This is a genomic window from Nocardia sp. NPDC055002 (assembly GCF_053608825.1).
The window spans coordinates 1-26,078 of the sequence record NZ_JBSGWE010000008.1 but is presented as its reverse complement, the minus strand read 5'-3'; the positions used below and the strand labels follow the sequence as shown (position 1 = coordinate 26,078).

Here is a 26,078-nt window from a genome sequence, read left to right as displayed (position 1 = left end):
ATAGATCGTCACGGGAGGCCCCGGGACGAGAAAAGAAAGCAGGGACAGCCAGGTCAGCGCTGGTGGGCCTGATCGGCGATCTCGAGCACCTGGGACAGCCACGGCGTGTACTTGCCGGGGTTCTCTGCCAGATCCGCACGCACTTCCTGCGGGGGGATCCACGCCCAGCGGGCGATCTCGGCCGGGTCCGGCCGCGGGGGCACCTCGCCGACCACACCGATCAGGACATGGTCGTACTCGTGCTCGACACGGCCGGTCTTCTCGTCGCCGGCGAGGTAGGTGAACACGCCGACCTTCGTGAGTTCGGCCGCCATCCCGAACTCCTCGCGCAACCGGATCGCAGCGGCCTCGACAACGCTCTGACCCGGCAGCGGATGCCCGCAGCAGGTGTTCGCCCACTGGAGCGGGAACCGGGTCTTCACCGCCGCGCGCTGCTGGAGCAGGACGTGTCCGTGCGAGTCGAACAGCAGCACGGAGAAGGCGCGGTGGAGCGTGCCCGGTGGCCGATGGGCATCGGCCACCGAGCACGCTCCGATCGCCGCGCCTGATTCGTCGACCAGCTCGACGAGCATGGTTTCGCGGTCGGTCGACGGGTCGGCGAGCTTCTCGGTCACCTGGCCACCTTATCGGCGACGATCATCAGGTATTGGAAGCTGCCCTCGCGATAGGCGGTGAGGAACGGCTGTTCGACGCCGGTGGCGAGCTCGGAATGGGTGCGCAACTCCCAGTACGGGATGGTGTCGGGCGTGAGGTCGACGACCGTGGTGGGGACGAGGCCGCTGTCGGACAGTGCGCGGAAGTACTCGCTGCGCGGGTGGATCATGCAGCCGTAGTGCGCGTCGATCCAGCTGACCGAGGCGGACCGGCCGCCGGTGACATCGTTGGAGCAGCCGGTGATGCACACGTAGCGCCCACCCGGTTCGAGCACGCGGGCGAATTCGTCGAAGAGATCGAAAAGGTCTACGTACATGGTGGTTTCGTTGGTCCAGATGGCCCGAGCCGACTCGTCGACGAAGCCGGTGTCGAGCATATTGCGGAAGTGGAACCCGACCCGCTCGGTCACACCGCGGGCCTCGGCCTGATCGTTGGCGAAGCCGACCTGGTACTCGGAGATGCTGACGCCGTCGACGTGGCAGCCGAAGCGATCGGCGGCCATGAAACTGGTGCCGCCGCGGCCCGAGCCGCCGTCGATCAGCCGGTCGTCGGGGGTGATGGCGCCGAGGTTGTCGAGCAGATAGTCGGCCTGGGCCGTCTCGAGGCGGTGTAGTTCGCGCACGATCCGTTCCTGCCGGGTCTTCTCCGGGCCTTCGAGTACCGACCAATCGGGTTCGCCGATGCCGTAGTGGTGGTGGTAGAGGCCGTCGACCTTGCCCAGTTCGGTATTGACCCGGTCGTCGTTGGGATTGTTGTTCCAGTACGCGGCGACCGAACGCTGATAGGTGGTGCGCAGGACCGAGCGGTCGGGGGTGTTGACGATGGTCATCTGTCGTCCTCTCCTGGTGCGATGTCGTGGTAGCGGCGACTGCCGGCGTGCCAGGCGCGGTTGCCGCCCATCCAGGCCCACAGCCCGGCCAGGAAGCGGCGCAGCTGGGGTGAGCCCGAGGCGGCGAGGGGGGCCGCCTCCCGTTCGAAGCGATGCATCAGTTCGTCGTGGATCTGGGCGGTGCGCAGCACGGCGTCGGCCCGGCTGCAGCCCTCCTCGGCGGCCAGGACCGTCGGCAGGTTGAACTCCCTGCCGCCCGAAAGGTCCTCGCGCGCCATCGAATACAGGTCGTTCACCATCTGGGCGGCCAGCGCGGCGGTGGTGGTCACCCGCCGCACCGCCGGATCGGCGTAGTCGGCGGCGGTGAGTTCGTAGCCGCCGACCGCATCGATCGGTGCCATACACGGCAGGAAACTGTGCGGCTGCCGGTTGGTCAGGTACTCCCAGACCGGCGGCATCCGGTCCGCGGTGCGCCAGCCCGCCTCCGCGCCGAGCGCGATGAACCACCCCGCGATCTCGGTGCGTAACCGGGCCAGCTGCGCCGGGCTCGCGTACCCCGCCAGGTGCGCGAACGAGGTGCGGAACGCGCGCAGGATCGGGTCGGCCTGCATGGCCTGTTCGAGCCTGGGCGCGTACCGCGTGGGTAGATGGGCCGGATCCATCGCGGCGGCGGCCAATTCGAGCCGTGGCCCGAGTTCGGCGGCGGCGCTGGACGGTGTGCCGTCGGGTGCGGTGTCGCCAGGGGCGTCCTCCTCGCAGTAGTAGTCGTCGACCGACCATTCCGCCACCGCGCAGCGTGCGGCGGCCAGCAGCCGGTCGGGATCGTCGCAATCGGGATGGGCGAGCATGATCAACCGGCCGAAGTCGGCCTTGGCGAGCTCGTCCAGACGGCCTTCGTAGAGGCCGATCTCGGCGGCCCAGGCGAGCAGACCCGCGTTGACGGCCTCGGCCAGCGCCGGGTCGTCACGCTCGGGAGGTGGGCAGTAGAGAGCGGGAATCGGCTGTTGCCCAGTGGAATTCGTCGTCTCCGCAGCGGGAGCGGCAGGAGAATTCTGTGCCGGGAACAATCGCAGGCCTGAAGTGCCTATCCCGGTCGGACCGCGAAGACGACGTGGCGTGACGGAGCCGGTGGGCGCACCGGGTGCGCGTCGGGGGAGCGTCGCGGTGCCGGAGAACAGGTCGGCCGGGGCGGCGGCGCCGTGCAACAGGGCCGCCACCGCGACAGCCAGCTCGCCTGCCGCGATGGGAGCGCCGACCCTGGTGAGGATGGACACGGTCCGCGCCGATCAGTCGGCGCGACGCGCGACGAGCACGTCGTCCAGCACGCCGAGCGCATCGGGAACGAGGACGGCCGCGGAGTAATAGCAGCTCACCAGGTACGACATGATCGACTGGTCGTCGATCTGCTTGAACCGGACGTTGAGGCTCGGCTCGTACTCGTCGGGAATGCCGGTCTGATGCAGCCCCACGACGCCCTGATCCTTCTCACCGATGCGCATCGCCATGATCGATGTGGTCTGAGTGTCGCTGACCGGGATCTTGCCGCACGGCAGCAGGGGCACGCCGCGCCAGGCGGGCACCCGGTGCCCCTGGTACTCCACGGGATCGGGATACAGACCGCGGCGCGAACACTCGCGACCGAACGCGGCGATCGCTTTCGGATGTGCGAGAAAGAATTTGGTGCCGCGCCGCATGCTGAGCAGCTCGTCCATGTCGTCGGGGGTCGGCGCGCCGGATTCGGTGGTGATGCGCTGTTTGAGGTCGCAGTTGTGCAGCAGCCCGAACTCGGCATTGTTCACCAGGTCGTGCTCGCGTCGCTCGTAGAGCGCTTCGACGGTGAGCCGCAGCTGCTGGTCGACCTGGTTCATCGGATCGTTGAACAGGTCGGCGACGCGGGTGTGCACCCGCAGCACGCTCTGCGCCAGGCTGAGTTCGTATTCGCGGGGGCTGGCGTCGTAGTCGACGAAAGTGCCCTCGAGCAGCGGCTCGCCGGAGTGGCCGGAGGCGATCTCGATATCGGCTTCACCCTTGGAGTTCTGGAGCCGGCTCGACCGCTGGGCCGCTTCGGTGCGGATCTGATCCAGCTCCGGGTTCAGTTCGAGGAATTGCTCGAATTGTTGTTTCGGCAGGCAGAGGATGGTGGTTCTGGTCACCGTCTTCACCGTGTCCGGCCAGATCGCCGAAGGATCGGTGAGCATTTCCTCGCCGTAATAGTCGCCGCCGGACAGCAGGCCGAGTTTGGTCGACTCGCCGTATTGACCGGAGCCGAGCCGGGCGAGTTTTCCGTGCACGACGAGGATCACCTGATCCATCGGATTGCCGAATTCGGCGACGACCGATCCCGGATCGAGGTCGTATTGCACGAATTTGTCCGCGAGCGGGCGCAGGAGTTCGTCGTCGTCGATATTGCGCAGCGGCGGAAGCGCACGGAGTTCCTGCGGAATCACCCTGGCCCGGGATCCGTCGACGACGAATTCCACTTCGCCGTTGCCGACGGTGTGAGTGAGCCTGCGGTTGACCCGGTAGATACCGCCCGCGACCTGCACCCATGGCAGGGCGCGTGAGAGCCAGCGCGAGCTGATGCCCTGCATCTGCGGTTCGGATTTGGTGGTATGTGTCAGCTTGTGCGCGGCCGTGGTACTCAGGCTCTTGCGCACGGAATTGTCTGTGGGCAACGGCATTTCAATGGTCATGGGATATGTCCTCACCTCGGGACGGAAAATCGGCACGGCCGATCGACCTGTGTGGCGCGACAATGCGCGACAGGCTGGGGTGTGGTTGATGGTGCGAAGCGAATGGTCCTGCGCGGATAACCGGGCGTGTGAAACGGTGTTACACGAAATCTGATGCGTGTCAGTGCGTTCCGGACGATAACGATGGTAGGTGGTTGCGGAGGCCGCGCGCCGGATATTCGGGAAAACATGATGATGACCGGGAGAACCGTTGTGCGGGAGGCGATTGCGGACAAGTGCGTGTCCGGGGGTAGCCCGCGCTGTGTTCTCGGCGCCGATGCTCGGCCGCCACCTCTGCCCCGGACTGTCGGTTCCCGGGCGATCTCGGCGTGACAGCGAACCGTACGAGAGTTGTGACCTCAGTGTTATCGGCCGTTGAGCGGGGCATGTGATTCGAATCGCCGGAACATGCGGCCTGTCACAGCCGACACATAATGGAGGTCCGATGTGGCAAGCTCATATGAGCACATCGGGGTGTGTGAGGTGTGTCACTTTGAGCAGGTAGGGCCAGGTGGGAACGGTGGATATCAGTCCAAAAGGTGTGGTCGGTTCGGTGCAGCGGTTGCTGGCTACCGCGCAGAACGGGCTGGAGGTGATCCGCTTCGGCGGGTTGTCACACGATGTCGAGTCCTCGCCCTTCGAGGTCGTCGAGCGTCGGCGCATGTACCGGCTGCGACATTACTTCCCCGACGATACGACGCCGGGGCGTCCGGTGGCGCTGCTGGTGCCGCCGTTGATGGTGAACGCCGACATCTGGGACGTCAACGCGGCAGGCGGCGCGGTCGGCATCCTGCACGAGAGCGGAATCGACTGCTGGGTCATCGATTTCGGCTCACCCGCGACCGAGGAGGGCGGCTGGGAACGCGACCTGGCCGACCACGTGCTCGCGGTGAACTCCGCCATCGACACCGTCTGTGACGCCACCGGCGCGCAGCTGCATTTGATGGGGTACTCCCAGGGCGGCATGTTCGCCTACCAGACCACCGCCTATCGCTACGGCAAGGGCGTGGCCTCCATCGTCACCTTCGGCAGCCCTGTCGACATCGTCAACGGGATGCCGTTCGGTCTGCCCTACGGTCTGGTTTCCGAAGTCGCCGACTTCCTCGCCGACCACGTGATGCACCGGCTGCCGATCACCGAGTCGATGGTACGCATCGGCTTCCAGATGCTCGACCCGGTGAAGACCGCCAAGTCGCGGATCGACTTCCTGCTGCAATTGCACGATCGGGAAGCGTTGCTGCCCAAGGAACGTCAGCGCCGCTTCCTCAACAGTGATGGCTGGGTGGGGTATTCGGGTCCGGCGGTGGCCGATCTGCTCAAGCAGTTCGTCGCCCACAACCGGATGATGCTCGGCGGATTCGTGATTCGCGACCACCCGGTATCGCTCGCTGAGCTCAAGTGCCCGATCCTGGCCTTCGTCGGCGAGGTGGACGACATCGGTCAGCCCGCCGCGGTGCGTGGCATCGTGCGGGCCGCCCCCAATGCCGAGGTGTACGAAGCGAGTTTGGTGGCAGGCCATTTCGGGCTCGTCGCCGGCTCGACGGCCACCAACCACACCTGGCCGATGGTGCGCGACTGGATCGCCTGGATGGACGGCAACGGCACCCTGCCCGAGCAGATCGTGCCCATGCAAGAACACGTCGCGAGCAACGCGCCGCGCACCGCCGCCACCCGGATGGTGCACACCGCCGCCGGCCTGGCCGAGGCGGGCGCGGGTGTCGGCAAGGCACTGGAAGGCATCGCGGGCAACACGATTCGCGGATCGCTCGAAATGGCGGGGGAGGCGGCGCGGGCACTGCCCCGGCTGACCAGGCTCGGGATGATCCAGCCGCACACCCGCATCTCGCTCGGCAAACTGCTCAGTGAGCACGCGAGCCGCGCGCCGCAGAAGGACCTGGTCCTCTTCGACGACCGGGTGCACACCAATGCCGCCGTCGAGGAGCGCGTCGACAATGTCGTGCGCGGCCTGATCTCGGTCGGCATCCGCCCCGCCATGCGCGTCGGCATCATGATGGAGACGCGCCCGAGCGCCCTGGCCTCGGTCGCGGCGCTCTCCCGCATCGGCGCCGTCGCGGTGCTGCTGGCGCCGGGCGCCGAACTCGACCGGGCCATCGAGCTGACCGGCGTGCAGACGCTGATCGCCGATCCGGAGAACCTGCGCACCGCCGCCGCGACGGCCGCCAGGGTGCTGGTACTCGGCGGTGGCGACAGCCGCGCGCTCGCGGTGCCGACCAGCGATCGGGTGATCGACCTCGAACAGATCGACCCGGCGAAGGTCCGGGTGCCCGCCTGGTACCGGCCGAACCCGGGCCTGGCACGCGAACTCGCGTTCGTGCTCGTCCTCGGCTCCGGCGAGCGCCTCGAGGCGAAGTACATCACCAACCACCGCTGGGCCCTGTCGGCGTTCGGCACCGCGAGCGCGGCCGACCTCGACCGCCGTGACACGGTCTACTGCCTTGCGCCACTGCACCATTCGTCCGGGCTGCTGGTGAGCCTCGGCGGGGCGATCGCCGGCGGCAGCCGCATCGCGCTGGCTCGGCCGATGGACATGGATCCGGGCCGGTTCGCCGAAGAGGTGCACCGCTACGGCGTTACCGTCGTCACCTACACCTGGACAATGCTGCGCGACCTGCTCGACTCCCAGGTCTTCCCCGCAGGCCACAACCATCCGATCCGGCTGTTCATCGGTTCCGGTATGCCCGCGGGTCTGTGGCGGCGCACCATCGAACAGTTCGCCCCGGCCAGGGTGCTCGAGTTCTACGCCTCGATCGACGGCGACGTGGTGCTGGCGAATGTCACCGGCGCCAAGATCGGATCGAAGGGCAGGCCGGTTCCGGGCACCGCGCGGGTCGAATTGGTCGCCTACGACCCGGTCAGCGAGCAGATCCTCGTCGGCGACGACGGGTTCGCCCGCCGCTGCGCCGACAACGAACCCGGGCTGCTGCTCGGCAAGGCCGTAGACGGTGGCGACATCTCCGACGGTGGGCTGCGCGGTGTGTTCCGCGCCGGTGACGCCTGGTGGCCGACGGAGAACCTGTTCCGGCGTGACAGCGACGGTGACTACTGGTTGGTCGACCGTCGCGACACCGTGATCCGTGCCGTGCGCGGCCCCGTGTTCACCCAGCCGATCGTGGACGTGCTCAACGACATCACCCCGGTCGACATGGAGGTCGCGTTCGGGCTGAAGACCGCGGCAGGGGTGATCGCCGCGGCCGCCCTGAGCGTGCGTGACGGGTTCCGGATCGAACCGGGCGACGTCACCGAGGCGATGCGCGGGCTGGAGCCCGGCCAGCGCCCTGACCTGGTCTACGTCGTCGACGAGATCCCGCGCAGTTCCAGCTTCCGCCCCTCGGCCTCGGCGATCCAGGCCGCGGGTCTGCCCAAGGCCGGACCGGGTACCTGGATCTACAACCGGGAGACCGAGGCTTACGAGGTGCTCAGCAACGCCGCGGCGGCGACGCTGTTCGGCGGAAGCTGACCGCACAACGCGAAGGCCGCCCGGCAGAAACCGGGCGGCCTTTGTTCGATTTTGCGGCTACACCTGGTATTCGGTGACCGCGTCGACGACACGACCGAGCTGCGCCTCGCTGAGCAACGGCCACAGCGGCAGGCGCACGATCGTCGCCGAGAAGTTCGCCGAGCGGGTGCACGGCACCGGGGTACGGCCGTACTTGAGGCCCGCGGGGCTCGAATCCAGCGGAATGTAGTGGAACGGCGCGACGATGCCGCGTTCGGCCAGGTGGGCGATGATGCCGTCGCGGCTGCCCTCGCTGGGCATGCGCAGGTAGAACAGGTGCGCGGTGTGCCCCGCGTCGGCGGGCACCGTCATCGGGCGCACGTCGTTGCGTGCCGCCCAGTCGGGCAGCGCGGCCGCGTAGGTGTCCCACACGCGGTGACGGTTGGCCTGGATGGTGTCGAATTCGGCCAGCTGGGCGTCGAGCACGGCGGCATTGAGCTCGCTGGGCAGGTAGCTGGAACCGATGTCCTGCCAGGAGTACTTGTCGACCTGGCCGCGCAGGAAGCGAGCGCGGTCGGTGCCCTTCTCCCGCATGATCTCGGCGCGGCCCATCAGGATCTCGTCCGACAGCAGCAGCGCGCCGCCCTCACCGCAGTGCACGTTCTTGGTGTCGTGGAAACTCTGTGTGCCGAGGGTGCCGATCGTGCCGAGCTGCCGACCACGCCAGGTGCCACCGAGACCGTGTGCGTTGTCCTCGATGATCGCCACACCGTGCTGAGCCGCGAGTTCCAGCAGCGGCTCCATGTCGGCGGCGACACCGCCGTAGTGCATCACCACGATGGCCTTGGTGCGGTCGGTGATCGCGGCGGCCGCGGCGGCGGGGTCGATATTGCCGGTGGACTCATCGATGTCGACGAACACGCAGGTGGAACCGCGCAGGGCCATCGAGGTGGCCGCGGAGGTGAACGCGAAACTGGGGACGATCACCTCGTCGTCGGGACCCAGCTCCAGCAGTAGCGCGCCCAATTCGAGCGCGTGCGTGCAGGAGGTGGTGAGCAGCGCGTGATCGGCGCCGGTGATGGCTTTGATCTTCGCCGTCGCCGACTTGGTGAACTGACCGTCGCCGTGACTGTGATCGGAATCGAGCACGGTCATCAGATTGGGGCGTTCAGCGGCAGCCCGGAACGGCCTGCTGAAGATGATGCGGTCGCTCACGCGCGCTGGCCCTTCTCCGTCGCGGCTGCCGGTACCGCGGCGTCGACTCGATGGTTCACGGCCGGCGCATGCATCGTATCCGGGCGCGGTGTCGGGGTCTGCACGGTGAGGTAGAGCGGCTTGCCGACCAGGATGTGCAGTGCGACACCGAGATACTCGGCGATCAAACCGAGCGAGAACAGCATCGCGCCCGAGCACAGCAGCATCACGACGATGATCGACGCCCAGCCCTCGGGATCGTGGTTGTCCTGCGTCAGCGCCTGCACGATCACCACCGCGGCCATGATCACCCCGGCCAGCGCGAGAGTGACCCCGAGCATGCTCACCAGCCGCAGGCCGCGAGTGCCGCTGCACAGCACCATCTTCCAGAACAGTGAGAACAGGCGGCGATAGTTGTACCCGGACTCCTCGCGCCCTTCGGCGCGCAGCACCACCGGCACCGAGACCGTATTGCCGACGACCCAGGTGAGCGCCACGTCCAGGTACACCCCGTTGGCCGCGACCTCGGCGAGCTGACGGCCGATGTCGCCGCGGATCAGCCGGAAGCTCTCGAAGCGCGTCGAATCCGGGAACGCGAACACCGTCGCGAGCACGATCTTGGCGCCGCGTGAGGTGAGATTGCGCAGGAAACCGTGCGGGCGGGTATTGGACGGTTTCGAATAGACCAGGTCCGCGCGCGAGGCCAGCGCCGCGTCGAGGAAGTCCGCGATGAACGCGGGGTCGTGCTGACCGTCCTCGTCCATCGTGACGATCCAGTCGCCCTGTGCCGCCGCCATCCCGGCGATCGTCGCCGCGTCCTGACCGAAGTTGCGGCTCAACCACACCGCGCGCACCTGCGGGAAGGAGCCTTCCAATTCCTGCAGGACGACATCGGAGCGGTCGGGGCCGTTGTCGTGCACGAGGATGATCTCCTCGACCGCGAACCGGGCGCCCGCCGCGGTCGTACTCGGGCCCGTCAGCCGGTCCAGCTCGGCGACCAGTGCCGCGATCGTGTCCTCGCCCCGATACACCGGAACGACCACCGACACCGAATGCACCGGGCTCGACCCGTTGCGATCGGGCGCGCCCGATCGCACGACAGTGTCGGGCCTGGACAAAGGTGCGGACGGAATCGGCATCGCGGACACTTTCGGTGTTTCGGAGGTATTGACCCAACAGTGAGCGCACTTTAACACCGGCGCGTGACACGTCGGTGGAAGCGATCCCGCTGTGCGACGGTGCCAGTCGGGCCGTGTGCCTGTAGGGTCTGGTCCTCGTGGTGGAAAGTAGAACCCCGTCCCGTCGGTCCGTCTATATCTGGGGCTTGATCACCTCCCTCGGAGTGATCGCGGGCTATGGTGCGGTTCTCCTCGCCAACGTTCGGCACTTCTATACCGACGACACCGAATCCCAGTACGTCCCGCTGTGGGTGATGCTCGGCAACCGGCTGCGCAACGGTGATCTGCCGGTGATGGTGCCCGAGCACTGGATGGCCGGAAACTACTCGATCGAGGAAGCCGGGCTGCTGAATCCGCCGCAGCTGCTGATCGATCTCATCGCGCCGTCGGTGGACAACCTGGTGCTGTACGCGACCGTGGTGAAGCTGATCTTCGCGATCATCCTCGGCCTCGGCGTCTACCGGATCTGCCTGGCCTACGGCTCGCGGGTGCAGTGGGCGGCGCTGGCCGGGGTCTCGATTCCGTTCACCGGCTGGCTGCTGTTCTTCGACGAGGCCAGCTGGATGACCGCCTTCACCGGCACCGCGTGGATGGTGCACGCGTGGGCGTCGGGCGTGCGCTACTCGCGTGGTCGCGGCGGGCCGATCCCCGTGTTCGTGTATCTCTACCTGGCGATCTCGGTGCAGTACATCTTCCCGGCGGTGGAAGCCGGTCTGATGATCGGCGCGGTCGCGGTCGGTGAGCTGATCTACCAGCGGACCTGGCGCCCGTCGCTGAAACTGCTGACGGTGGCGGGGCTGGCGGCACTGGCCGGAGCGGCCACCTATCTGCCGAGCATGCTCTCGGCGAAGGTCACCTGGCGTGGCACCGCCCAGATCAACAACGACATGTTCCTCACTGTGCCGTGGTCGGAATCGCTGAACGCGAGCCTGCCCTCGACCCTGCCCGCCTTCACCTCGTGGTGGGGTTACGTCCAGCCACTGCCGGTGGTCTACATCGCCTGGTTCCTGATTCCGGCCCTGGCGTTCATCGACTGGGGTAAGGCGCGCGCGGCCTGGCGTGAGCTCAGCGGCATCGGGCTGTTCGCGATCGCGGCGCTGATGTGGACGGCCGGACCCGGCACGATCGGCCCACTGCGCTGGCCCGCCCGCGTGCTGCCGATGGTGGCGCTGGGTCTGCTGCTGCTGGTGTGCGTGCTGCTCGGGCGGTTCGCGACCTTCAAGGACTGGCGTGCGCGGGGGATCGCGGCGGCCGTGCTGATCGGGCTGCTGTGGGTGCGCTCGTTCTCCGCCGACCCGCACAACTGGATCGCGCATGTGATCGCCGCGCTGGCCATCGCCGCGCTCGGGGCCGCGCTGGTGTGGTTTGCGGTGAACAAGGGGATCTCCGCGGCGGTCGCGCTGGCGATCATCGCGGTGTCCCCGATCGCCTATGTCCAGGTGGAACGGGCACAGCCGACGCCGATGAGCTGGAATCTGCCCAGCGATCGGGCCGCTGCCCGCGCGGCGTTCCCGGAATTCGCGGGGACCACGCTGCAGCTCGGCGATCGCGCGCTGATCCAACCGGGGGAGCGCACCCTCGACGGCGCCTACGGCTCGCTGGTATTCGGCAACTACGCCAAGGACATCGAGCGCACCTATGTCAGCGGCTACACCCCGAACGGTCACTTCTGGTTCGGCGACATGCTCTGCATGCGCTGGGACACCAGCGTGTGCCCCGACGCCTACCGCCGCGCGTTCGCGGTCGAGCCGTCGACGGGCAAAACAGTCGTCGACCTGATGAACATCGACCGGGTGGTGCTGCAACGCGCGCTCTACCCGGCCGCGCGGACCGAGCCCGCGCCCGACGGGTGGAAATGGGTCGACTACCCCGGCCACGAGAACTACATCTCGGTCCTCGAACGTGCGGACGGGCTGATCTCCACCCGCAACGGCCGGATCTCGGCGGTCGAGAACGCCACTGCGGTCTCGACCTCGGAAAGCGATACGACGAGCCGGGTCACCGTGAGCTCCCAGTCCGGTGGTCGCGTGGTGTTCGCGCGTCTGGGCTGGCCCGGCTACCGGGTGAGCCTCGACGGCAAGGACATTCCGTTCAAGGTCGTCGCGAAGAGTTTCGTCGCGGTCGACATCCCGGCCGGGACGAAGAACGGCGACCTCGAGCTGACCTGGCGTCCGCCGGGCTGGAAGATCGGCGGCGCCGCGATCGGCCTCGGACTGCTCGGACTCGCGGTGTTCCAGTGGCTGTACGTGCGTGGGCGTAAGCCCGACGACGAGGAGCTGGACGCCCCGGCAGCGGAGTCGATCGCCGACGACGACACCGCGCTCGCGGACGCGCTGCGATGATCGCCGAGGCGGCGGGCGGCGTGCTCGAGACACCGGGCCCGCTGCTGCGGATCGTGAAACGTCAGGAGCTGGCGTTCGCGATCGTCGGCGGGTTCAACACCCTGCTCGGCATGGCGCTCGTCGTCTTCTGGCTCCAGGTGCTCGGCGACGGCAGGCCCGGTGTGGCTGTTGTCGCTGCCTACGCGGTGAGCACGGTGGTCGCGTTCGTGTTGCATCGCACGCTGGTGTTCCGCGTTCACGGCCATCTTCTGCGTGACTTTCTCGCGTTCTGTGGGGTGAACGCCGGTGGTCTGGTGCTCAACGTGATCCTGGTGGAGCTGGCGGTCACCGGCCTCGGGTTTCCCGCCGCTCCCGCCTCGGTGATCGTCATGGGTCTGGTGGCGGTCCTGAGCTTCTTTGGACACCGCTACATCTCGTTCCGCCGGGCGCGGTAGGTTAGGCACATGGCGCACGAATCCACCATCGACGCAACCCTGCTCGGCCTGCTGGCCTGCCCCCAGGACAAGGGCCCATTGCAGCTGGTGCGCACCGAAGCCGATGTGAGCGTGCTCTACAACCCGCGTCTGCGTCGCGCGTACCCGATCGACAACGGCATCCCGGTGCTGCTGATCGACGAGGCCCGCGACGTCTCCGACGCCGAGCACGAATTCTTCGTCGCCGAATCCTGATCGGCCCATTCGGTAGCTTTCCCACTGCTCCCGAATCGGAGTTAGGCTTACCTTAGTTCGTGCTGAGGTGCTGACCCGATCAGGAAGAGTGCGTCCGATGGCTGAAGACGTCGCATTGAGCGGCATTCCGCTGACCATGCTGTGGACCCTGCACAACCGTGGTTCGGAGGTGAAGCGCGCCGACGCGGTCCTGACCGATCCGGACTGCGAACGCCTCTACGACACCATCGATTTCGACTACGCGCGGACCTTCGGCGAGCCCGATGGCACCCACGCTGTGCGCTCTGCCCGCTTCGACGAGGCCCTGCGGCCGTGGCTGGCCGCGCATCCCGGCGGAACCGTGGTGGAACTGGCCGCCGGGCTCGAGACCCAGTTCCAGCGGTGCGATGACGGCGCGGTGCGATGGTTGTGCGTCGATGTGCCCGAGGCGATCGAGATCCGCACGCGATTCCTGCCGCCGACGCCGAGGTGTGAGTATCTGCCGATCAGTGCGCTGGATCTGACCTGGCTCGACCACGTCGACCCCGAGCGCGGTGTCTTCGTCACGGTACAGGGGCTGTTGATGTACTTCGAGCCCGACGACGTGCGCCGCCTGGTCACCGCGATTCTGGAACGATTGCCCGGCGCGGAGCTGATGTTCGACACGATCCCGCCGTGGTTCTCCCGCAAGACCGTGCGCGGGTTCCGTAAGACGCCGGACTACACGGCGCCGCCGATGCCGTGGGGGATCGAGCGCAGCAAGATCGCGGCGCTGCTGCGGTCGTGGAGTCCAGCGGTCGGCGAGGTGACGGTGAGCTCCTACGGTCCCTCGCACGGTCCGCTGGCCGCGACCCTGCCGATCTTCGGTGCGCTGCCGTTCCTGCGCGATGTGCCGCCGGCGATCGTGCGGACGGCTTCGCGCTGAATCACCAACTGCCGGTATCGATGTCACCGGTCAGGTAGCGCTGGATCACCGGGCCGACGGCATCGACCACCGCATTGATCGGCATCGAGGCCAGCGGCTCCAGCGCGATGATCTTGCGGGCGGTCAACACCCCGATCATCTGGGACGCGGCCAGGGCAACCCTGGCACGACCGTCGTCGTCGGCGGTGGCGATGCGCACCCGGACCCGTTCCAGCACCACCTGGAGCAGGAACGTGCGCGCGAGATTCTGATCGCCGCCCGCGAAGATGCTGCGGACCATGGCCACGATGCCGGGTCCGGCGGGGGAGTCCCACACCGTGACGACCGCGCGCACGATCGTCGCGCCGAGTTCGTCGATCGGTGCGGCGTCGACGGCGTTGAGCGTGGTGTCCGGGTCGACCGGGAAGTCCACCGCGGCGGCGAACAGCTGCTGCTTGTTGCCGAAGTAGTGGTGCACCAGCGCCGGGTCGACATCGGCATCGGCCGCGATCGCGCGGATCGAGGTCTTGTCGAACCCGGCGCCGGCGAACCGGACCCGCGCCGCGTCGAGGATCGCCAGTTTGGTGTCGGCGTTGCCCGGCCTGCGGCCGGTGCGCCCGGTTTTCGCTGTGCCGGCACCGGATTCGCCGTCACTCATCATGGATCCTCTCGTCGGGGTCTTTGTTCGCTACGGGGTGCGTCGACGCAGAGTAGCCGCGGCGAGTCCGAGCGCCACCACCGCGAACCCGGCGACGACGGCGATATCGCGCCACATCGCGGCTGTCGGCTCCGCGTGAACCGACACCTGCTGGAGCGCGTCGACCGCATAGCTCAACGGCATCACATTGCTGATCGCCTCGAGCCAGCCGGGCAGCCGGTCGCGCGGTACCAGCAGCCCGCACAGGAAGATCTGCGGTGCGACGATCACCGGCATGAACTGCACGGCCTGGAATTCGGTGCGCGCGAACGCACTCGCCAGCAGGCCGAGCCCGACGCCGCACACCGCGTCGACCATCGCGATCAGCATGACCCAGCCCGGACTACCCGCCGCGGACAACCCGAGCAGCCAGAACGCGACCACGCAGGCGACCGCGGCCTGCGCGGCGGCGGCGAGGGAGAACGCGCTGCCGTACCCGGCGAGCAGGTCGAGCTTGCTCAGCGGTGTGGTGAGCAGCCGTTCGAGGGTTCCCGATGTGCGTTCGCGCTGCATCGCGATCGCGGTGATCAGGAACATCACGATGAACGGCAGGATTCCGAGCATCGTGATGCCGACCCGGTCGAACATCGTCAGCGGGGCGTGCGGCGGGCGCGGTGCGTCCTGGTAGATGAAGTACAGCAGCGTCATCAGCAGGGCGGGAACCACCAGGATCATGGCGACGGTGCGGTGATCGTTGCGCAGTTGCCGCAGGATCCGGGCGGTCGTGGCGGTATAGGGGCGCAGGGTGGTCATGCGTGCTCTCCCATCGTGATCAAGGTCAGGAAAGCGGCCTCGAGGTTCTGTTCGTCGGTGCGCTCGCGCAGTTCGTCCGGGCTGAGCTGGGCGAGCAGGTTGCCCTCGCGCATCAGCAGCAGCTTGTCGCAGTGCTCGGCTTCGTCCATCACGTGACTCGACACGAGCAGAGTCGTTCCCGCCGCGGCCAATTCACGGAACTGCTTCCACAGCTCCACCCGCAACACCGGATCGAGGCCGACCGTGGGTTCGTCGAGCACCAGGAGTTCCGGCTTGCCCACGAGCGCGCACGCCAGCGACGCCCTGGTCTTCTGGCCACCCGAGAGCTGGTCGCCGAGCTGATCCGCGTGATCGCCCAAACCGACTGCGACGAGCGCAGATTCGGTGTCGTCGTGGTCGCGGCCGTAGAGCGCGGCGTAGTACGCCACGTTGTCGCGGACGCTGATGTCGGCGTAGATGCTCGGCGCCTGGGTGACATAACCGACCCGGCGGCGCAGCCCGGCGCTGCCCGCGGGTTCGCCGAGCACGGTGACGGTGCCCGATTCCACCAGCTGCGTTCCCACGATGCTGCGCAGCAGGGTGGTCTTCCCGCAACCGGACGGACCGAGCAGACCGGTGATCGAGCCGCGCGGGATGTCGAGGGTGAGGCCGTGCAGGACGGGGCGTTTTCCGCGTGTGACGGTCAGGTCCGCGACCTGGACGGCGATCGGTGGCGGTGCGGTGCGCGACATGGTCGCCTCAATTCATCGAGTGTTGAATTCACTACGTGATGAATTTAGCGCGATCGTGTCTGTGTGGCAAGGTCAGTGGGCGTGTCCAGGGGGTGTCACGGCCTGCTGGCCTGGTTCGACGACGGTGAACTGGCCCATCATCCCGACATCCTCGTGCCACAGCAGATGGCAGTGATACATGTACGGCGTCGTCGGATCGGCGGGCCCGTCGAACCGTAGAGCCAGCGTCGTCGCCGTATTCGGTGGCAGGAAGATGGTGTCCTTGGCGCCGGTCAGCTCGGGCGGGGGCGGGCCGCCGTCGTAATCGAGCACCCGGAACTGCGCATCGTGGACGTGAAAGTTGTGCGGCATGCCGTCGACGTTGCGCACGACCCAGGTCTCGGTGGTGCCCCGGGTGACCGTGGTGTCGATGCGGCTCATGTCCATGCGCTCGCCGTTGATACCGGCCAGGGTCAGGTCGAAGCGCCGTTGCGTGACGGAGTCGGTTCCTTCGGGAATCGACAGCGGCACAAGGCTTTCCGGTAAAGCGGCAGAGGGTCGCAAGGTCGACGCGGCGCGCAGTTCGAGCACATCGAACGTGTCGTCACCGCCCGAGAACCGGTTCGACCAGAAGTCGAGACCCGCCGCGAGTTCCTCGCTGCGCAGCACAGTGCGCTCACCGGGCCGCATCCGCACCACGATCTCCGCGCGTTCGCCGGGTGAGAGGCGGAGGTGATCGAGGGTGGTGGGGCGTTCGAGCAGGCCACCGTCGGAACCGATCATCGCGAACGAGCGGGCGTCGTCGAAGGCGAAGGTGTAGATCCGCGCGGTCGAGGCATTGAGCAGGCGCAGCCGCACCAGTTCGTCCCCGACCTCCTGGTAGGGGGACAGGGTGCCGTTGACCATGGTGCGATCGCCGAGGAAGCCGATGTCACGGAAGATCGCGTGCGCCCCGTCGAGGCGGCTACCGCGCAGACGCATGTCCTGCACGATCACCGGGATGTCGTCCACGCCGTAGCTGTTGGGCAGCGGCAGTTCCGCACTCGGTGCGTCATCGATGAGGAACAGGCCCGCCAGGCCGCGGCGCACATGGTCCTCGGTCGCGCCGTGCGGGTGCGGGTGATACCAGAGAGTCGAAGCCGGTTGATCCACAGTCCATTCCGGTGTCCATGTCGCACCGGGGTCGACCATCTGGTGCGGCCCGCCGTCCATGGCGGCGGGGAGGTGCATGCCGTGCCAGTGCACTGTCGAGGCCTCGGGGAGCTGGTTGCGCACCTGGACTCGCACGCGTTCGCCGCGGGCCGCACGCACGGTGGGGCCGAGGTAGCTGCCGTTGAAGCCCCACGTTTCGGTGGCGCGTCCGGGCTCGAATGTGGTTGTCCCGGTGCGCATATCGAGGGCGAACACCCGTGTTCCGGTCGAGTCGACAGTCGAATCCGCCAGCGGCGGGATGCGCAGTGGCCGAGTGAATTCCGTGGTGCCGACCGTCGAGATGTCGGCGGAGCTCCAGGTCCACGCCACCCCGGCGCCGATCGCGGTGACCAGGGTGACGACGAGGGCGCACGCGCCGAGCAGGATGCGGCGTAGCCGACGTGGGGGAGAAGCCATGCATCGACGGTAGGGACGCGCACCCGCCGCCACATCCGGGTGCGTCCCCGGTTCGACCCCGATTTCCGGTCGCGGATTTCAGGGTTTCCCGCAGGTCAGGAGTATGTGAGGTGGATCACAATGCCGGGATGTCACGTTCGGGCGAGCTGCTTTGTCCCATGAACATCCCACCGACAGGAGTACCGCAATGACCACCACTACGCACCGCATCGTCGTCCTCGGCGCCGGCTACACCGGCATGCTGGCCGCGATCCGCCTGGCCCGGCGCACCAGAAAACTGGCTGTGGCGATCACCCTGGTCAATCCGTCGGCCCGCTTCACCGAGCGGCTGCGGATGCACCAGATCGCCGCCGGTCAGGAACTCGCCCACCACGACATCCCGGAAATCCTCGACGGTACCGGCGTCGAATTCGTGCAGGGCTGGGTCACCGCGATCGATCCCACCGCGCAGCGCGTCCACGTCGACGGTGTCGGCGAACTCGCCTACGACGAGCTGATCTACGCCCTCGGCAGCACCGCCGAGACGACCCTGGTGCCCGGCGTCGCCGACCACGCCTTCACCCTCGACGACCCGCGCCTCGCCCACGAATTCGCGGGCAAACTGACCACCCTCGCGGCTCGGGGTGCCGCCGTCGCCGTGTGTGGTGGCGGACTCACCGGTATCGAAGCCGCGACCGAGATCGCGGAAAGCCACCCCGGTCTGCGCGTCACCCTGATCAGCTCGGGCGAGCCGGGCGCGATGATGGGCGACAAAGCCCGCGCCCACCTGAACGAGGCGATGGACCGGCTCGGCATCGTCCGCGAGATCGGCGTGCGCGTCGCCAAGGTGCAGCCCGACGCGGTCGAACTCGCCGACGGCACGGTGATCGGCGCCGACCTCACGCTGTGGACCACCGGCGTGCGGGTCTCGCCGTTGGCCGCCGAGGCGGGGATCGAGACCGACGCGCGTGGCCTCATCGTCGTGGACCCGACACTGAAGTCGATCTCGCACCCCATGATTCACGCCATCGGCGACGCGGCCGCCGTCCGCCAGGGGTGGGGGCAGGTGCACGGTACCTGCCAGAGCGGTCTGCCCACCGCCGCCTACACCGCCGACCTGATCGCCGCCGAACTGCGCGGCAAGATGGTGCGGCCGTTCCGCTTCGGGTACTTCCACCAGCCGGTCAGCCTGGGCCGCCGCGACGCGGTCATCCAGTTCACCAACGCCGATGACACCCCGCGCCGCCTCTACCTCACCGGCTGGGCCGCGCGCATCTACAAGGAACTGGTCAGCAGCAGCCCCGTTCCGACGTTCAAGGCCAGCAGGAAGATGACCATGAACGTGCAATTGTCCAAGGGCGGCAAGGCAACTCGCGCCCTCGCGTGAACAGCCGGCACCGTCGCCGATCGGGCGCCGAGCCTGCTCGGCGCCCACCGATTCGCCACCGTGACGGAGCGTGCGACATGGTAGATCGTATGTCCGATCAGGATCCGTTTCTCGAACACCGCCGCCTGCTGTTCGCGACCGCTTACCGCATGCTCGGTACGGTCACCGACGCCGAGGACGTCCTGCAGGACACCTGGCTCAAGTGGAACGACACCGACCACGCCGCGGTCACCCACCCCAAGGCCTACCTGGTCCGCACGGTCACCAATCTCTCGCTGAACCGGCTCACCTCCGCCCGCGCGACCCGCGAAAGCTATGTCGGCCCTTGGCTTCCCGAGCCGGTCCTGACATCGCCCGATATCGCCGAGGACACCGAATTGGCCGACACCGTCTCCACCGCCATGCTCGTCGTGCTGGAAACCCTCACCCCCGTCGAACGCGCGGTGTTCCTGCTGCGCGAAGTGTTCGGTTACTCGCACGCCGAGATCGCCGAAGCCCTCGAACGGTCCGAGGCGAGCGTGCGCCAGATCGCGCACCGCGCGAAGAACCACGTCCACTCGCGCCGCCCGCGGTTCGATACCGACAAGGCCGCCCGCGCCCAGGTCACCGCACAGTTCATGGCCGCCTGCGCAGGCGGCGACCTCAACGCCCTGATGGACCTGCTCGCTCCCGACGTCACGTGCTGGTCCGACGGCGGCGGCGTGGTCACCGCCGCCCGCCGCCCCCTGCACGGCCCCGACCACGTCGCCCGCTGGATCCTGGGCGTTCTCGCCAAACCGCAGTCCGCGGGTTTCGAACTCACCGCTGCCGACATCAACGGCGAGCTCGGCACCCTGGCCTCCTTCGCCGGAAACCCCGGCGCCGCCTTCACTTTCGACCTCGTCGACGGACACATCCAGAATCTGCGCTTCCAGGTCAACCCCAGCAAGCTGGCCGGGCTGTACCGCGGCACCGACCTGCTCGGCTGAGCAACCCCTCGCGCGAACCGGTCACTGGCCCTACCATTCTGCCGTGTCAAGCAATCTCAACGACCGGGCCGAAGGTGGCCAGGTCAGGGCCTCGACCCTGGAACTGTTCTTCGACCTGGTCTTCGTTTTCACGATCACCCAGCTCACCCATGTGTTCGTGCACCACCCGGGATGGGAAGCGGTTCTGCAGGTCTCGCTGATGTTCGGCGTGATCTGGTGGATGTACAGCGGGTACGTCTGGCTGACCAACGAGGTCGCGCCGAGCTCGTCCTCGCGCCGGACCTGGTTGCTGGTCGGGATGTCGGCGTTCTTCATGCTCGCGCTCGCCGTGCCCGACGCCTTCCACGGCACCGGTGTCGCCTTCGGCATCGGCTACCTGCTGGTGACCGCGATCCACACCGCGATGTTCGCCTCGGCGGGCGGGGCGTCGGCCGTCCTGGCGATCCGCCGGATCGGGCCACTCAACGCGGTATCGGCCACCCTGGTCGTGGCGGGCGGATTCACCCACCCGCCGCTGCAATACCTGCTCTGGGCAGGTGCTTTCGCGGTGCAGATCCTCAGTCCCTACCTCGTCGACACCGCCGGGTTCCGGGTGCGCGTCTCGCACTTCTGCGAGCGGCACGGACTGGTGGTGATCGTCGCGCTCGGCGAATCGATCGTCGCCCTCGGCGTCGGGCTGGCAGGCGAACCGATCACCGTCGCGCTGCTGGCCATGGTCGCGTTGGGGCTGGCGCTGGCGTACGTGCTGTGGTGGGCCTACTTCGGTTTCGACGACGAACGCGGCGAGCACGCGCTGGGCGAACGACCCGACCTCGAGCGGGTACGGCCGGCGCTCGTCGCCTACGACTACGCGCTCTATCCGCTCCTGGTCGGCGTCATCCTCACGTCGGCAGGTATCGCGCTGAGTATCGCGCACGGCGGCGAACCGGTGAGCTGGGCCGCCGCGGGCGCGTTGTCCGGCGGCGTCGCGCTCTACTTCGCCGGACAGTCCTGGTTCCGGGCCGCGCTCGGCCTGTCCGGGTCACGCGGCAGGCTGCTGGGCGCCCTCGCCGTCGCCGCCACCACTCCGATCGGGGTGTACTGGCTCGCTTGGGGTCAGCTCGCCGCCCTGGTAGCGGTCGCTTACGCGGTGGTGATCGTCGACGATCGGCGCATCCTGCGCGCCGGGCAGCACAGCGCCTACGCCTGAGTGCCGATCGCATCGACGCACCTTCGGCCACGCGCGGCGGAGCAATGCCGCGCGTGGGTGCCCGGCTGGGTGACAATGACGGTCGTGTCCGCCCAGGAACTGGCCGTCGATCCGCCTACCGCCGCCCGCAGGTTGCTCGGCGCGATCCTGTGGTCGGGTCCGGTGGCGCTGCGCATCGTGGAAGTCGAGGCCTACGGCAGCGACCCCGACGGACCGTGGCCCGATCCGGCCGCACACTCCTGGCCGGGGCCGACGGCCCGCAATGCGGTGATGTTCGGCCCGGCCGGGCGGCTCTACGTCTACCGCTCGTACGGAATTCATCTCTGTGTCAACGTGACCGGTGGTTACGACGGTGAAGCCGGTGCGGTACTCGTGCGTGCGGCGGAAGCGGTCGAGGGCATCGACCTCGCCCGCGAACGCAGGCCCGCCGCCCGCAGGGACGCCGATCTGGCGCGGGGGCCGGGCAATGTCGGCAGCGCACTCGGCATCAGCATGTCCGACTACGGAACCGAGCTGTTCGACCCGTTCTCCGCGCTGCGCCTCCAACTGGAACCACCCGTGCCGCAGTCCGATATCGCCACCGGTCCCAGAGTGGGTGTCAGCGTGGCCGCCGAGATCCCGTGGCGGTTCTGGCTACCGGCCTCGCCCGCCGTGTCGGTCTATCGGCGCAGCCCTCGCGCCCCGATGCCCTAGCGGCGATTTCGACAGACTTCGCCGACAGCGATGAGTTTTCCAGCGACGGTCCGTCCTATCTGTTGAACGCGCTACCAACCCGGCGCGACCGACTCGAAGGACGAGACCATGACCACTGCGACCCCCTCCGCGAACTTCTCCCACGCCGCCGACTACCGCCCCGGCAAGATCCGCAACCGCGTCCTGTGGACCCTGCAGATCGTGCTCGGCCTGTTCTTCGTCATCGCCTCGGGCGGCCCGAAGCTCGTCATCCCGAACACGTTGATGGACAACGCCCCCGAGAACCTGACCATCCCGATCGGCCTGCTGATCTTCATCGGAGTCGTCGAGGTGGCGGGCGGAATCGGCCTGATGGTCCCGCGCCTGTCCGGTCTGGCCGCCGCCGGTCTGTCCGTGCTCACCGTGCTCGCCGCGGCGACACAGGCTTTCATCGCCGACAAGCCCGCGATGGGGATCTTCCCGCTGGTGCTGGCCGCGATCTTCGCCTGGATCGCCTACGAACGCCGCGCCACCATCACCGCGCTGGTGCGATGAGCCACCACTCGACACGCCGATAATCGCCGGAGCCATCGGGTTCCGGCGATTGTCGGCGTGTCGAGGGGGGTTCGGTGACGGAGCTGATCTCGCGCTCCCGATTTCGTCGCCGAACCCAATAGGGCGATTCCATCGCAGGTGCGACGATCGAGGACCACGTCGAGAAGACCGTACGAGCAGGAGCGCCCGTGTTCACTTTCCCCAGCAGCGACGGCACCACGATCCACGTGCGGAGCTGGCTCCCCACGGAGACCGAGCCGCGCCGGGTCGTGCAGATCGCGCACGGCATGGGCGAACATTCCGACCGCTACAGCCACCTCGCCGAACGACTGGCCGGTCTCGGGTTCGCCGTCTACGCCGACGACCACCGCGGGCACGGGCTCAGCATGGGTGCCGTCCCGGGCGACCTGGGTCCCGACGGCTGGAACCTGCTCGTCGCCGACGAGGTCGCGCTCACCGAGATCCTGCGCGAACGGCATCCCGGGCTGCCCGTCACCCTGATCGGCCACAGCCTCGGCTCCTTCGCCGTGCAGCAGTACCTGCTCGACCATTCCGGCCTCGTCGACGAAGTGGTGCTGAGCGGCACGACCGCGGTCGACGGCCTGTTCGGCGAGATCGCGGCCGCCGGCGGTGACCTGATCGGCTTCTTCAACGCGGAGTTCCAGCCCACCCGCACCGACGCCGACTGGATCAGTCGCGACGAAGCCCAGGTCGATGCCTACAACGCCGACCCCTGGTGCGGTTTCGCCATCGACGACGCCAACATGGGCCTGCTCGCGGCCAACGCCCAGACGCGGCTGTCCGATCCGAGCACCGTGCGCGCCGACCTGCCCCTCTACGTGATGGTCGGCGACAAGGACCCGCTCAACAACAAGCTCCGGCTGTCCGACCAGCTCGTCCAGCGCTACCGTGACGCGGGCCTCGCCGACCTCACCTACCAGGTCTACGCGGACGCCCGTCACGAAGTCCTCAACGAAACCAACCGCGACGAGGTCGAAGCCGATCTGCTCGCCTGGCTCACCCGCGCACGCGACTGACGAACCGCATGCGGAAAGATGGGTCAGCGTGACCGGCGACATCTTCGACGAACTGACCTGGCGCGGCCTGATCGCGCAGTCCACCGACCTGGACGAGCTGCGCGCTGCCGCGGCCACCGCGCCCCTGACGCTCTATGCCGGCTTCGACCCGACCGCCGCCAGCCTGCACGCCGGCCACCTCGTCCCGCTGCTCGCGCTCAAGCGCTTCCAGCTGGCCGGGCATCGGCCGATCGTGCTCGCAGGCGGCGCTACCGGCATGATCGGCGACCCGCGTGACGTGGGCGAACGCACCATGAACTCGACCGACACCGTCGCCGAGTGGGCACAGCGAATCCGGGGCCAGCTCGAGCGGTTCGTCGACCTCGACGAGTCGCCGACCGGTGCGGTCATCGTCAACAACATGGACTGGACCGGCCCGCTGTCGACCGTGGACTTCCTGCGCGATGTCGGCAAGCACTTCTCGGTGAACGTGATGCTCGCCCGCGACACCGTCAAACGGCGGCTCGAAGGCGACGGCATCTCCTACACCGAGTTCAGCTACATGCTGCTGCAGGCCAACGACTACCTGCAGCTGCGGCGCGAGCACGGGTGCACGCTGCAGGTCGGTGGCTCCGATCAGTGGGGCAACATCATCGCCGGTGTCGAACTGAACCGGCGCGTCGACGGTGCGCATGTGCACGCGCTCACCGTGCCGCTGGTGACCTCGGCCGACGGCAAGAAGTTCGGCAAGTCCACCGGCGGCGGCAGCCTGTGGCTCGACCCCGAACTGACCAGCCCCTACGCCTGGTACCAGTACTTCGTGAACACCGCCGACGCCGATGTCGTGCGCTACCTGCGCTGGTTCACCTTCCTGAGCCGCGAAGAACTCGACGAACTCGAGCAGGCGACGGCGGAACGCCCGTTCGCCCGCGAGGCGCAGAAGCGCCTGGCAGCGGAGATGACCACGCTGGTGCACGGCGAGGCCGAGACCCGCGCGGCGGAATTGGCCAGCCACGCTCTGTTCGGCCGCGGTGAGCTCGGCGAACTTCCGCTGTCCACGCTCGGCGCCGCGCTGCGCGAAGCCGCGGTCGACGGCAAGGTCGCCGAGGTGGTGCCGGGTGAACCGAACACGATCGTCGACCTGCTCGTCGCCTCGGGCCTGTGTGAGAGCAAGGGCGCGGCCCGTCGGGTGGTCAACGAAGGCGGTGCGTCGGTGAACAACCAGCGGGTTGGCGACGTCGAGTGGACTCCGTCCGATGCCGACTACCTGCACGGTGAGTGGCTGGTGCTGCGGCGCGGAAAGAAGAACATGGCGGGCGTGCATCGGATAGCCTGACGTCGTTGCGGAGGCCTGAGTCACATGCGTGTGATTCAGGTCGGCGCAAGCGCTGAGCGCACCGCCGTGACCTGCGGAGATCCGGTGCTGTCCAGGCGATTTGACGCGGCGTTATCCGGCGCGTAACTTATTGGAAGTCAGAGCGACACGGACACCAACCCGGAGCCGAGACGCTAGCCCGAGAGGCTGGCGGGCCAAGGGAAAACGCGGTAGTACGGGGAAGCGCCTGACAGAGCTGAAGATCTTGTGACCAGGCTTACGATTGACTTCGTCTGGACGTGAGGTTAGGCTGGAACAGTTGCCCTTCGGAAGATCCGGAACGATCCGGTCATTCCGTTTGTGCGTGTGTTCTTTGAGAACTCAATAGTGTGTCGATGAATGTCAGTGCCAATATTAATTATTGGTTCCAGCCTTCGCGTACCCCCCGGTCGTGGAAGGTTGGACATTGAAAAACAACAGCGAATCTTTTTGCTGGTGTTTGGCTTTGCTAGATTTTCGGACTCTAGTTAGATAGTTTTGATTCGCTCTCCCTTGGGAGGGTTGTTTCGAGAGTCTTCAACGGAGAGTTTGATTCTGGCTCAGGACGAACGCTAGCGGCGTGCTTAACACATGCAAGTCGAGCGGTAAGGCCCTTCGGGGTACACGAGCGGCGAACGGGTGAGTAACACGTGGGTGATCTGCCTTGCACTTCGGGATAAGCCTGGGAAACTGGGTCTAATACCGGATATGACCACTGATCGCATGGTTGGTGGTGGAAAGATTTATCGGTGCGAGATGGGCCCGCGGCCTATCAGCTTGTTGGTGAGGTAACGGCTCACCAAGGCGACGACGGGTAGCCGACCTGAGAGGGTGACCGGCCACACTGGGACTGAGACACGGCCCAGACTCCTACGGGAGGCAGCAGTGGGGAATATTGCACAATGGGCGAAAGCCTGATGCAGCGACGCCGCGTGCGGGATGACGGCCTTCGGGTTGTAAACCGCTTTTGACAGGGACGAAGCGCAAGTGACTGTACCTGTAGAATAAGGACCGGCCAACTACGTGCCAGCAGCCGCGGTAATACGTAGGGTCCGAGCGTTGTCCGGAATTACTGGGCGTAAAGAGCTTGTAGGCGGTTCGTCGCGTCGTTTGTGAAAACTTGGGGCTCAACCTTAAGCTTGCAGGCGATACGGGCGAACTAGAGTACTTCAGGGGAGACTGGAATTCCTGGTGTAGCGGTGAAATGCGCAGATATCAGGAGGAACACCGGTGGCGAAGGCGGGTCTCTGGGA

Annotated in this window: 22 protein-coding genes and 1 rRNA gene; 13 read left to right on the top strand and 10 right to left on the bottom strand. The window is 67.3% G+C overall.

All coding sequences use genetic code 11. The features are described 5' to 3' along the window. Window positions 1-53: 53 nt before the first annotated feature. Genes idi through ACWF99_RS27655 form a run of 4 tightly spaced genes read right to left on the bottom strand, consistent with a single transcriptional unit; the run spans window position 54 to window position 4,176 of the window. Window positions 54-614 carry an isopentenyl-diphosphate Delta-isomerase gene (gene idi / locus ACWF99_RS27670; RefSeq protein WP_452537778.1) on the bottom strand — a complete coding sequence of 187 codons (561 nt, stop codon included), beginning with the start codon at window positions 612-614 and terminating at the stop codon, window positions 54-56. Then, window positions 611-1,483: a geranyl diphosphate 2-C-methyltransferase gene (locus ACWF99_RS27665; protein WP_378636896.1), complete on the bottom strand. Its 873-nt coding sequence runs from the start codon at window positions 1,481-1,483 to the stop codon at window positions 611-613. Before ACWF99_RS27665 ends, idi begins: the two co-directional genes overlap by 4 nt. Continuing rightward, the gene (locus tag ACWF99_RS27660) at window positions 1,480-2,757 is read right to left on the bottom strand and encodes a family 2 encapsulin nanocompartment cargo protein terpene cyclase (protein WP_452537777.1); all 1,278 of its coding nucleotides are present in this window, start codon (window positions 2,755-2,757) and stop codon (window positions 1,480-1,482) included. Before ACWF99_RS27660 ends, ACWF99_RS27665 begins: the two co-directional genes overlap by 4 nt. 12 nt (window positions 2,758-2,769) lie before the next feature. Beyond that, on the bottom strand, window positions 2,770-4,176 hold the full coding sequence (locus ACWF99_RS27655) for a family 2B encapsulin nanocompartment shell protein (RefSeq protein WP_452537776.1): 1,407 nt from the start codon (window positions 4,174-4,176) through the stop codon (window positions 2,770-2,772). Window positions 4,177-4,735: 559 nt separating this feature from the next. Between ACWF99_RS27655 and ACWF99_RS27650 the strand changes: the two genes are divergently transcribed. Beyond that, window positions 4,736-7,693 carry an AMP-binding protein gene (locus tag ACWF99_RS27650; RefSeq protein ID WP_378636887.1) on the top strand — a complete coding sequence of 986 codons (2,958 nt, stop codon included), beginning with the start codon at window positions 4,736-4,738 and terminating at the stop codon, window positions 7,691-7,693. A 57-nt stretch (window positions 7,694-7,750) separates the two neighbouring features. Here ACWF99_RS27650 and rffA read toward each other — a convergent pair whose 3' ends face one another. Next, window positions 7,751-8,887, bottom strand: coding sequence for a dTDP-4-amino-4,6-dideoxygalactose transaminase (rffA, locus tag ACWF99_RS27645; RefSeq protein ID WP_452537775.1), 1,137 nt, complete (start codon window positions 8,885-8,887; stop codon window positions 7,751-7,753). Next, window positions 8,884-9,924: a glycosyltransferase gene (locus ACWF99_RS27640; RefSeq protein ID WP_378636883.1), complete on the bottom strand. Its 1,041-nt coding sequence runs from the start codon at window positions 9,922-9,924 to the stop codon at window positions 8,884-8,886. The genes rffA and ACWF99_RS27640 overlap by 4 nt, the downstream gene beginning before the upstream one ends. A gap of 266 nt (window positions 9,925-10,190) precedes the next feature. Here ACWF99_RS27640 and ACWF99_RS27635 point away from each other — a divergent pair, with 266 nt between their 5' ends. The 4 genes from ACWF99_RS27635 (at window position 10,191) to ACWF99_RS27620 (ending at window position 13,958) form a co-directional block, all read left to right on the top strand. Then, a complete protein-coding gene (locus tag ACWF99_RS27635; RefSeq protein ID WP_452537774.1) occupies window positions 10,191-12,386 on the top strand; it encodes a hypothetical protein in 2,196 nt (731 codons plus the stop codon). Continuing rightward, window positions 12,383-12,820: a GtrA family protein gene (locus tag ACWF99_RS27630; RefSeq protein WP_378636878.1), complete on the top strand. Its 438-nt coding sequence runs from the start codon at window positions 12,383-12,385 to the stop codon at window positions 12,818-12,820. Before ACWF99_RS27635 ends, ACWF99_RS27630 begins: the two co-directional genes overlap by 4 nt. A gap of 9 nt (window positions 12,821-12,829) precedes the next feature. Continuing rightward, window positions 12,830-13,054, top strand: coding sequence for a Trm112 family protein (locus ACWF99_RS27625; protein ID WP_378636876.1), 225 nt, complete (start codon window positions 12,830-12,832; stop codon window positions 13,052-13,054). Window positions 13,055-13,151: 97 nt separating this feature from the next. Beyond that, entirely contained in the window at window positions 13,152-13,958 is an 807-nt protein-coding gene (locus tag ACWF99_RS27620; RefSeq protein WP_378636873.1) for a class I SAM-dependent methyltransferase, read from the top strand. Window position 13,959: 1 nt separating this feature from the next. On the opposite strand, the gene ACWF99_RS27615 is transcribed toward ACWF99_RS27620, so the two are convergent. The 4 genes from ACWF99_RS27615 to ACWF99_RS27600 all read right to left on the bottom strand — a co-directional run bounded on the left by ACWF99_RS27615 (window position 13,960) and on the right by ACWF99_RS27600 (window position 17,705). Next, window positions 13,960-14,595, bottom strand: coding sequence for a TetR/AcrR family transcriptional regulator (locus tag ACWF99_RS27615; RefSeq protein WP_452537773.1), 636 nt, complete (start codon window positions 14,593-14,595; stop codon window positions 13,960-13,962). A gap of 30 nt (window positions 14,596-14,625) precedes the next feature. Next, window positions 14,626-15,387: an ABC transporter permease gene (locus ACWF99_RS27610; RefSeq protein WP_378636868.1), complete on the bottom strand. Its 762-nt coding sequence runs from the start codon at window positions 15,385-15,387 to the stop codon at window positions 14,626-14,628. After that, on the bottom strand, window positions 15,384-16,118 hold the full coding sequence (locus ACWF99_RS27605; RefSeq protein WP_452537772.1) for an ABC transporter ATP-binding protein: 735 nt from the start codon (window positions 16,116-16,118) through the stop codon (window positions 15,384-15,386). The genes ACWF99_RS27610 and ACWF99_RS27605 overlap by 4 nt, the downstream gene beginning before the upstream one ends. Window positions 16,119-16,190: 72 nt before the next feature. After that, the gene (locus ACWF99_RS27600; RefSeq protein WP_452537771.1) at window positions 16,191-17,705 is read right to left on the bottom strand and encodes a multicopper oxidase family protein; all 1,515 of its coding nucleotides are present in this window, start codon (window positions 17,703-17,705) and stop codon (window positions 16,191-16,193) included. 187 nt (window positions 17,706-17,892) lie between these two features. Between ACWF99_RS27600 and ACWF99_RS27595 the strand changes: the two genes are divergently transcribed. The 8 genes from ACWF99_RS27595 to ACWF99_RS27560 all read left to right on the top strand — a co-directional run. Next, window positions 17,893-19,071 carry an NAD(P)/FAD-dependent oxidoreductase gene (locus ACWF99_RS27595; RefSeq protein WP_452537770.1) on the top strand — a complete coding sequence of 393 codons (1,179 nt, stop codon included), beginning with the start codon at window positions 17,893-17,895 and terminating at the stop codon, window positions 19,069-19,071. An 89-nt stretch (window positions 19,072-19,160) separates the two neighbouring features. Continuing rightward, entirely contained in the window at window positions 19,161-20,039 is an 879-nt protein-coding gene (locus ACWF99_RS27590) for an RNA polymerase sigma-70 factor (RefSeq protein ID WP_378661386.1), read from the top strand. Between the two features lie 43 nt (window positions 20,040-20,082). Next, window positions 20,083-21,228 carry a low temperature requirement protein A gene (locus ACWF99_RS27585; protein WP_378661383.1) on the top strand — a complete coding sequence of 382 codons (1,146 nt, stop codon included), beginning with the start codon at window positions 20,083-20,085 and terminating at the stop codon, window positions 21,226-21,228. Between the two features lie 84 nt (window positions 21,229-21,312). After that, window positions 21,313-21,921, top strand: coding sequence for a DNA-3-methyladenine glycosylase (locus ACWF99_RS27580; protein WP_378636854.1), 609 nt, complete (start codon window positions 21,313-21,315; stop codon window positions 21,919-21,921). A gap of 108 nt (window positions 21,922-22,029) precedes the next feature. Continuing rightward, window positions 22,030-22,455, top strand: a complete 426-nt coding sequence (locus ACWF99_RS27575) for a DoxX family protein (protein ID WP_379226046.1) — start codon at window positions 22,030-22,032, stop codon at window positions 22,453-22,455. Window positions 22,456-22,643: 188 nt separating this feature from the next. Further along, window positions 22,644-23,492 carry an alpha/beta hydrolase gene (locus ACWF99_RS27570; protein ID WP_452537769.1) on the top strand — a complete coding sequence of 283 codons (849 nt, stop codon included), beginning with the start codon at window positions 22,644-22,646 and terminating at the stop codon, window positions 23,490-23,492. A 28-nt stretch (window positions 23,493-23,520) separates the two neighbouring features. After that, window positions 23,521-24,807 carry a tyrosine--tRNA ligase gene (gene tyrS / locus ACWF99_RS27565; protein WP_452537768.1) on the top strand — a complete coding sequence of 429 codons (1,287 nt, stop codon included), beginning with the start codon at window positions 23,521-23,523 and terminating at the stop codon, window positions 24,805-24,807. A gap of 555 nt (window positions 24,808-25,362) precedes the next feature. Then, window positions 25,363-26,078: ribosomal RNA gene (locus tag ACWF99_RS27560) — 16S ribosomal RNA — on the top strand; the annotation flags it as partial.

Excerpts from the sequence above, each read along its gene's own strand:
- ACWF99_RS27665 (WP_378636896.1), bottom strand. The coding sequence starts at position 1,483 with ATGACCATCGTCAACACCCCCGACCGCTCGGTCCTGCGCACCACCTAT.
- ACWF99_RS27655 (WP_452537776.1), bottom strand. The coding sequence starts at position 4,176 with ATGACCATTGAAATGCCGTTGCCCACAGACAATTCCGTGCGCAAGAGC.
- ACWF99_RS27630 (WP_378636878.1), top strand. The coding sequence starts at position 12,383 with ATGATCGCCGAGGCGGCGGGCGGCGTGCTCGAGACACCGGGCCCGCTG.
- ACWF99_RS27625 (WP_378636876.1), top strand. The coding sequence starts at position 12,830 with ATGGCGCACGAATCCACCATCGACGCAACCCTGCTCGGCCTGCTGGCC.
- ACWF99_RS27620 (WP_378636873.1), top strand. The coding sequence starts at position 13,152 with ATGGCTGAAGACGTCGCATTGAGCGGCATTCCGCTGACCATGCTGTGG.
- ACWF99_RS27615 (WP_452537773.1), bottom strand. The coding sequence starts at position 14,595 with ATGAGTGACGGCGAATCCGGTGCCGGCACAGCGAAAACCGGGCGCACC.
- ACWF99_RS27610 (WP_378636868.1), bottom strand. The coding sequence starts at position 15,387 with ATGACCACCCTGCGCCCCTATACCGCCACGACCGCCCGGATCCTGCGG.
- ACWF99_RS27605 (WP_452537772.1), bottom strand. The coding sequence starts at position 16,118 with ATGTCGCGCACCGCACCGCCACCGATCGCCGTCCAGGTCGCGGACCTG.
- ACWF99_RS27600 (WP_452537771.1), bottom strand. The coding sequence starts at position 17,705 with ATGGCTTCTCCCCCACGTCGGCTACGCCGCATCCTGCTCGGCGCGTGC.
- ACWF99_RS27595 (WP_452537770.1), top strand. The coding sequence starts at position 17,893 with ATGACCACCACTACGCACCGCATCGTCGTCCTCGGCGCCGGCTACACC.
- ACWF99_RS27590 (WP_378661386.1), top strand. The coding sequence starts at position 19,161 with ATGTCCGATCAGGATCCGTTTCTCGAACACCGCCGCCTGCTGTTCGCG.
- ACWF99_RS27575 (WP_379226046.1), top strand. The coding sequence starts at position 22,030 with ATGACCACTGCGACCCCCTCCGCGAACTTCTCCCACGCCGCCGACTAC.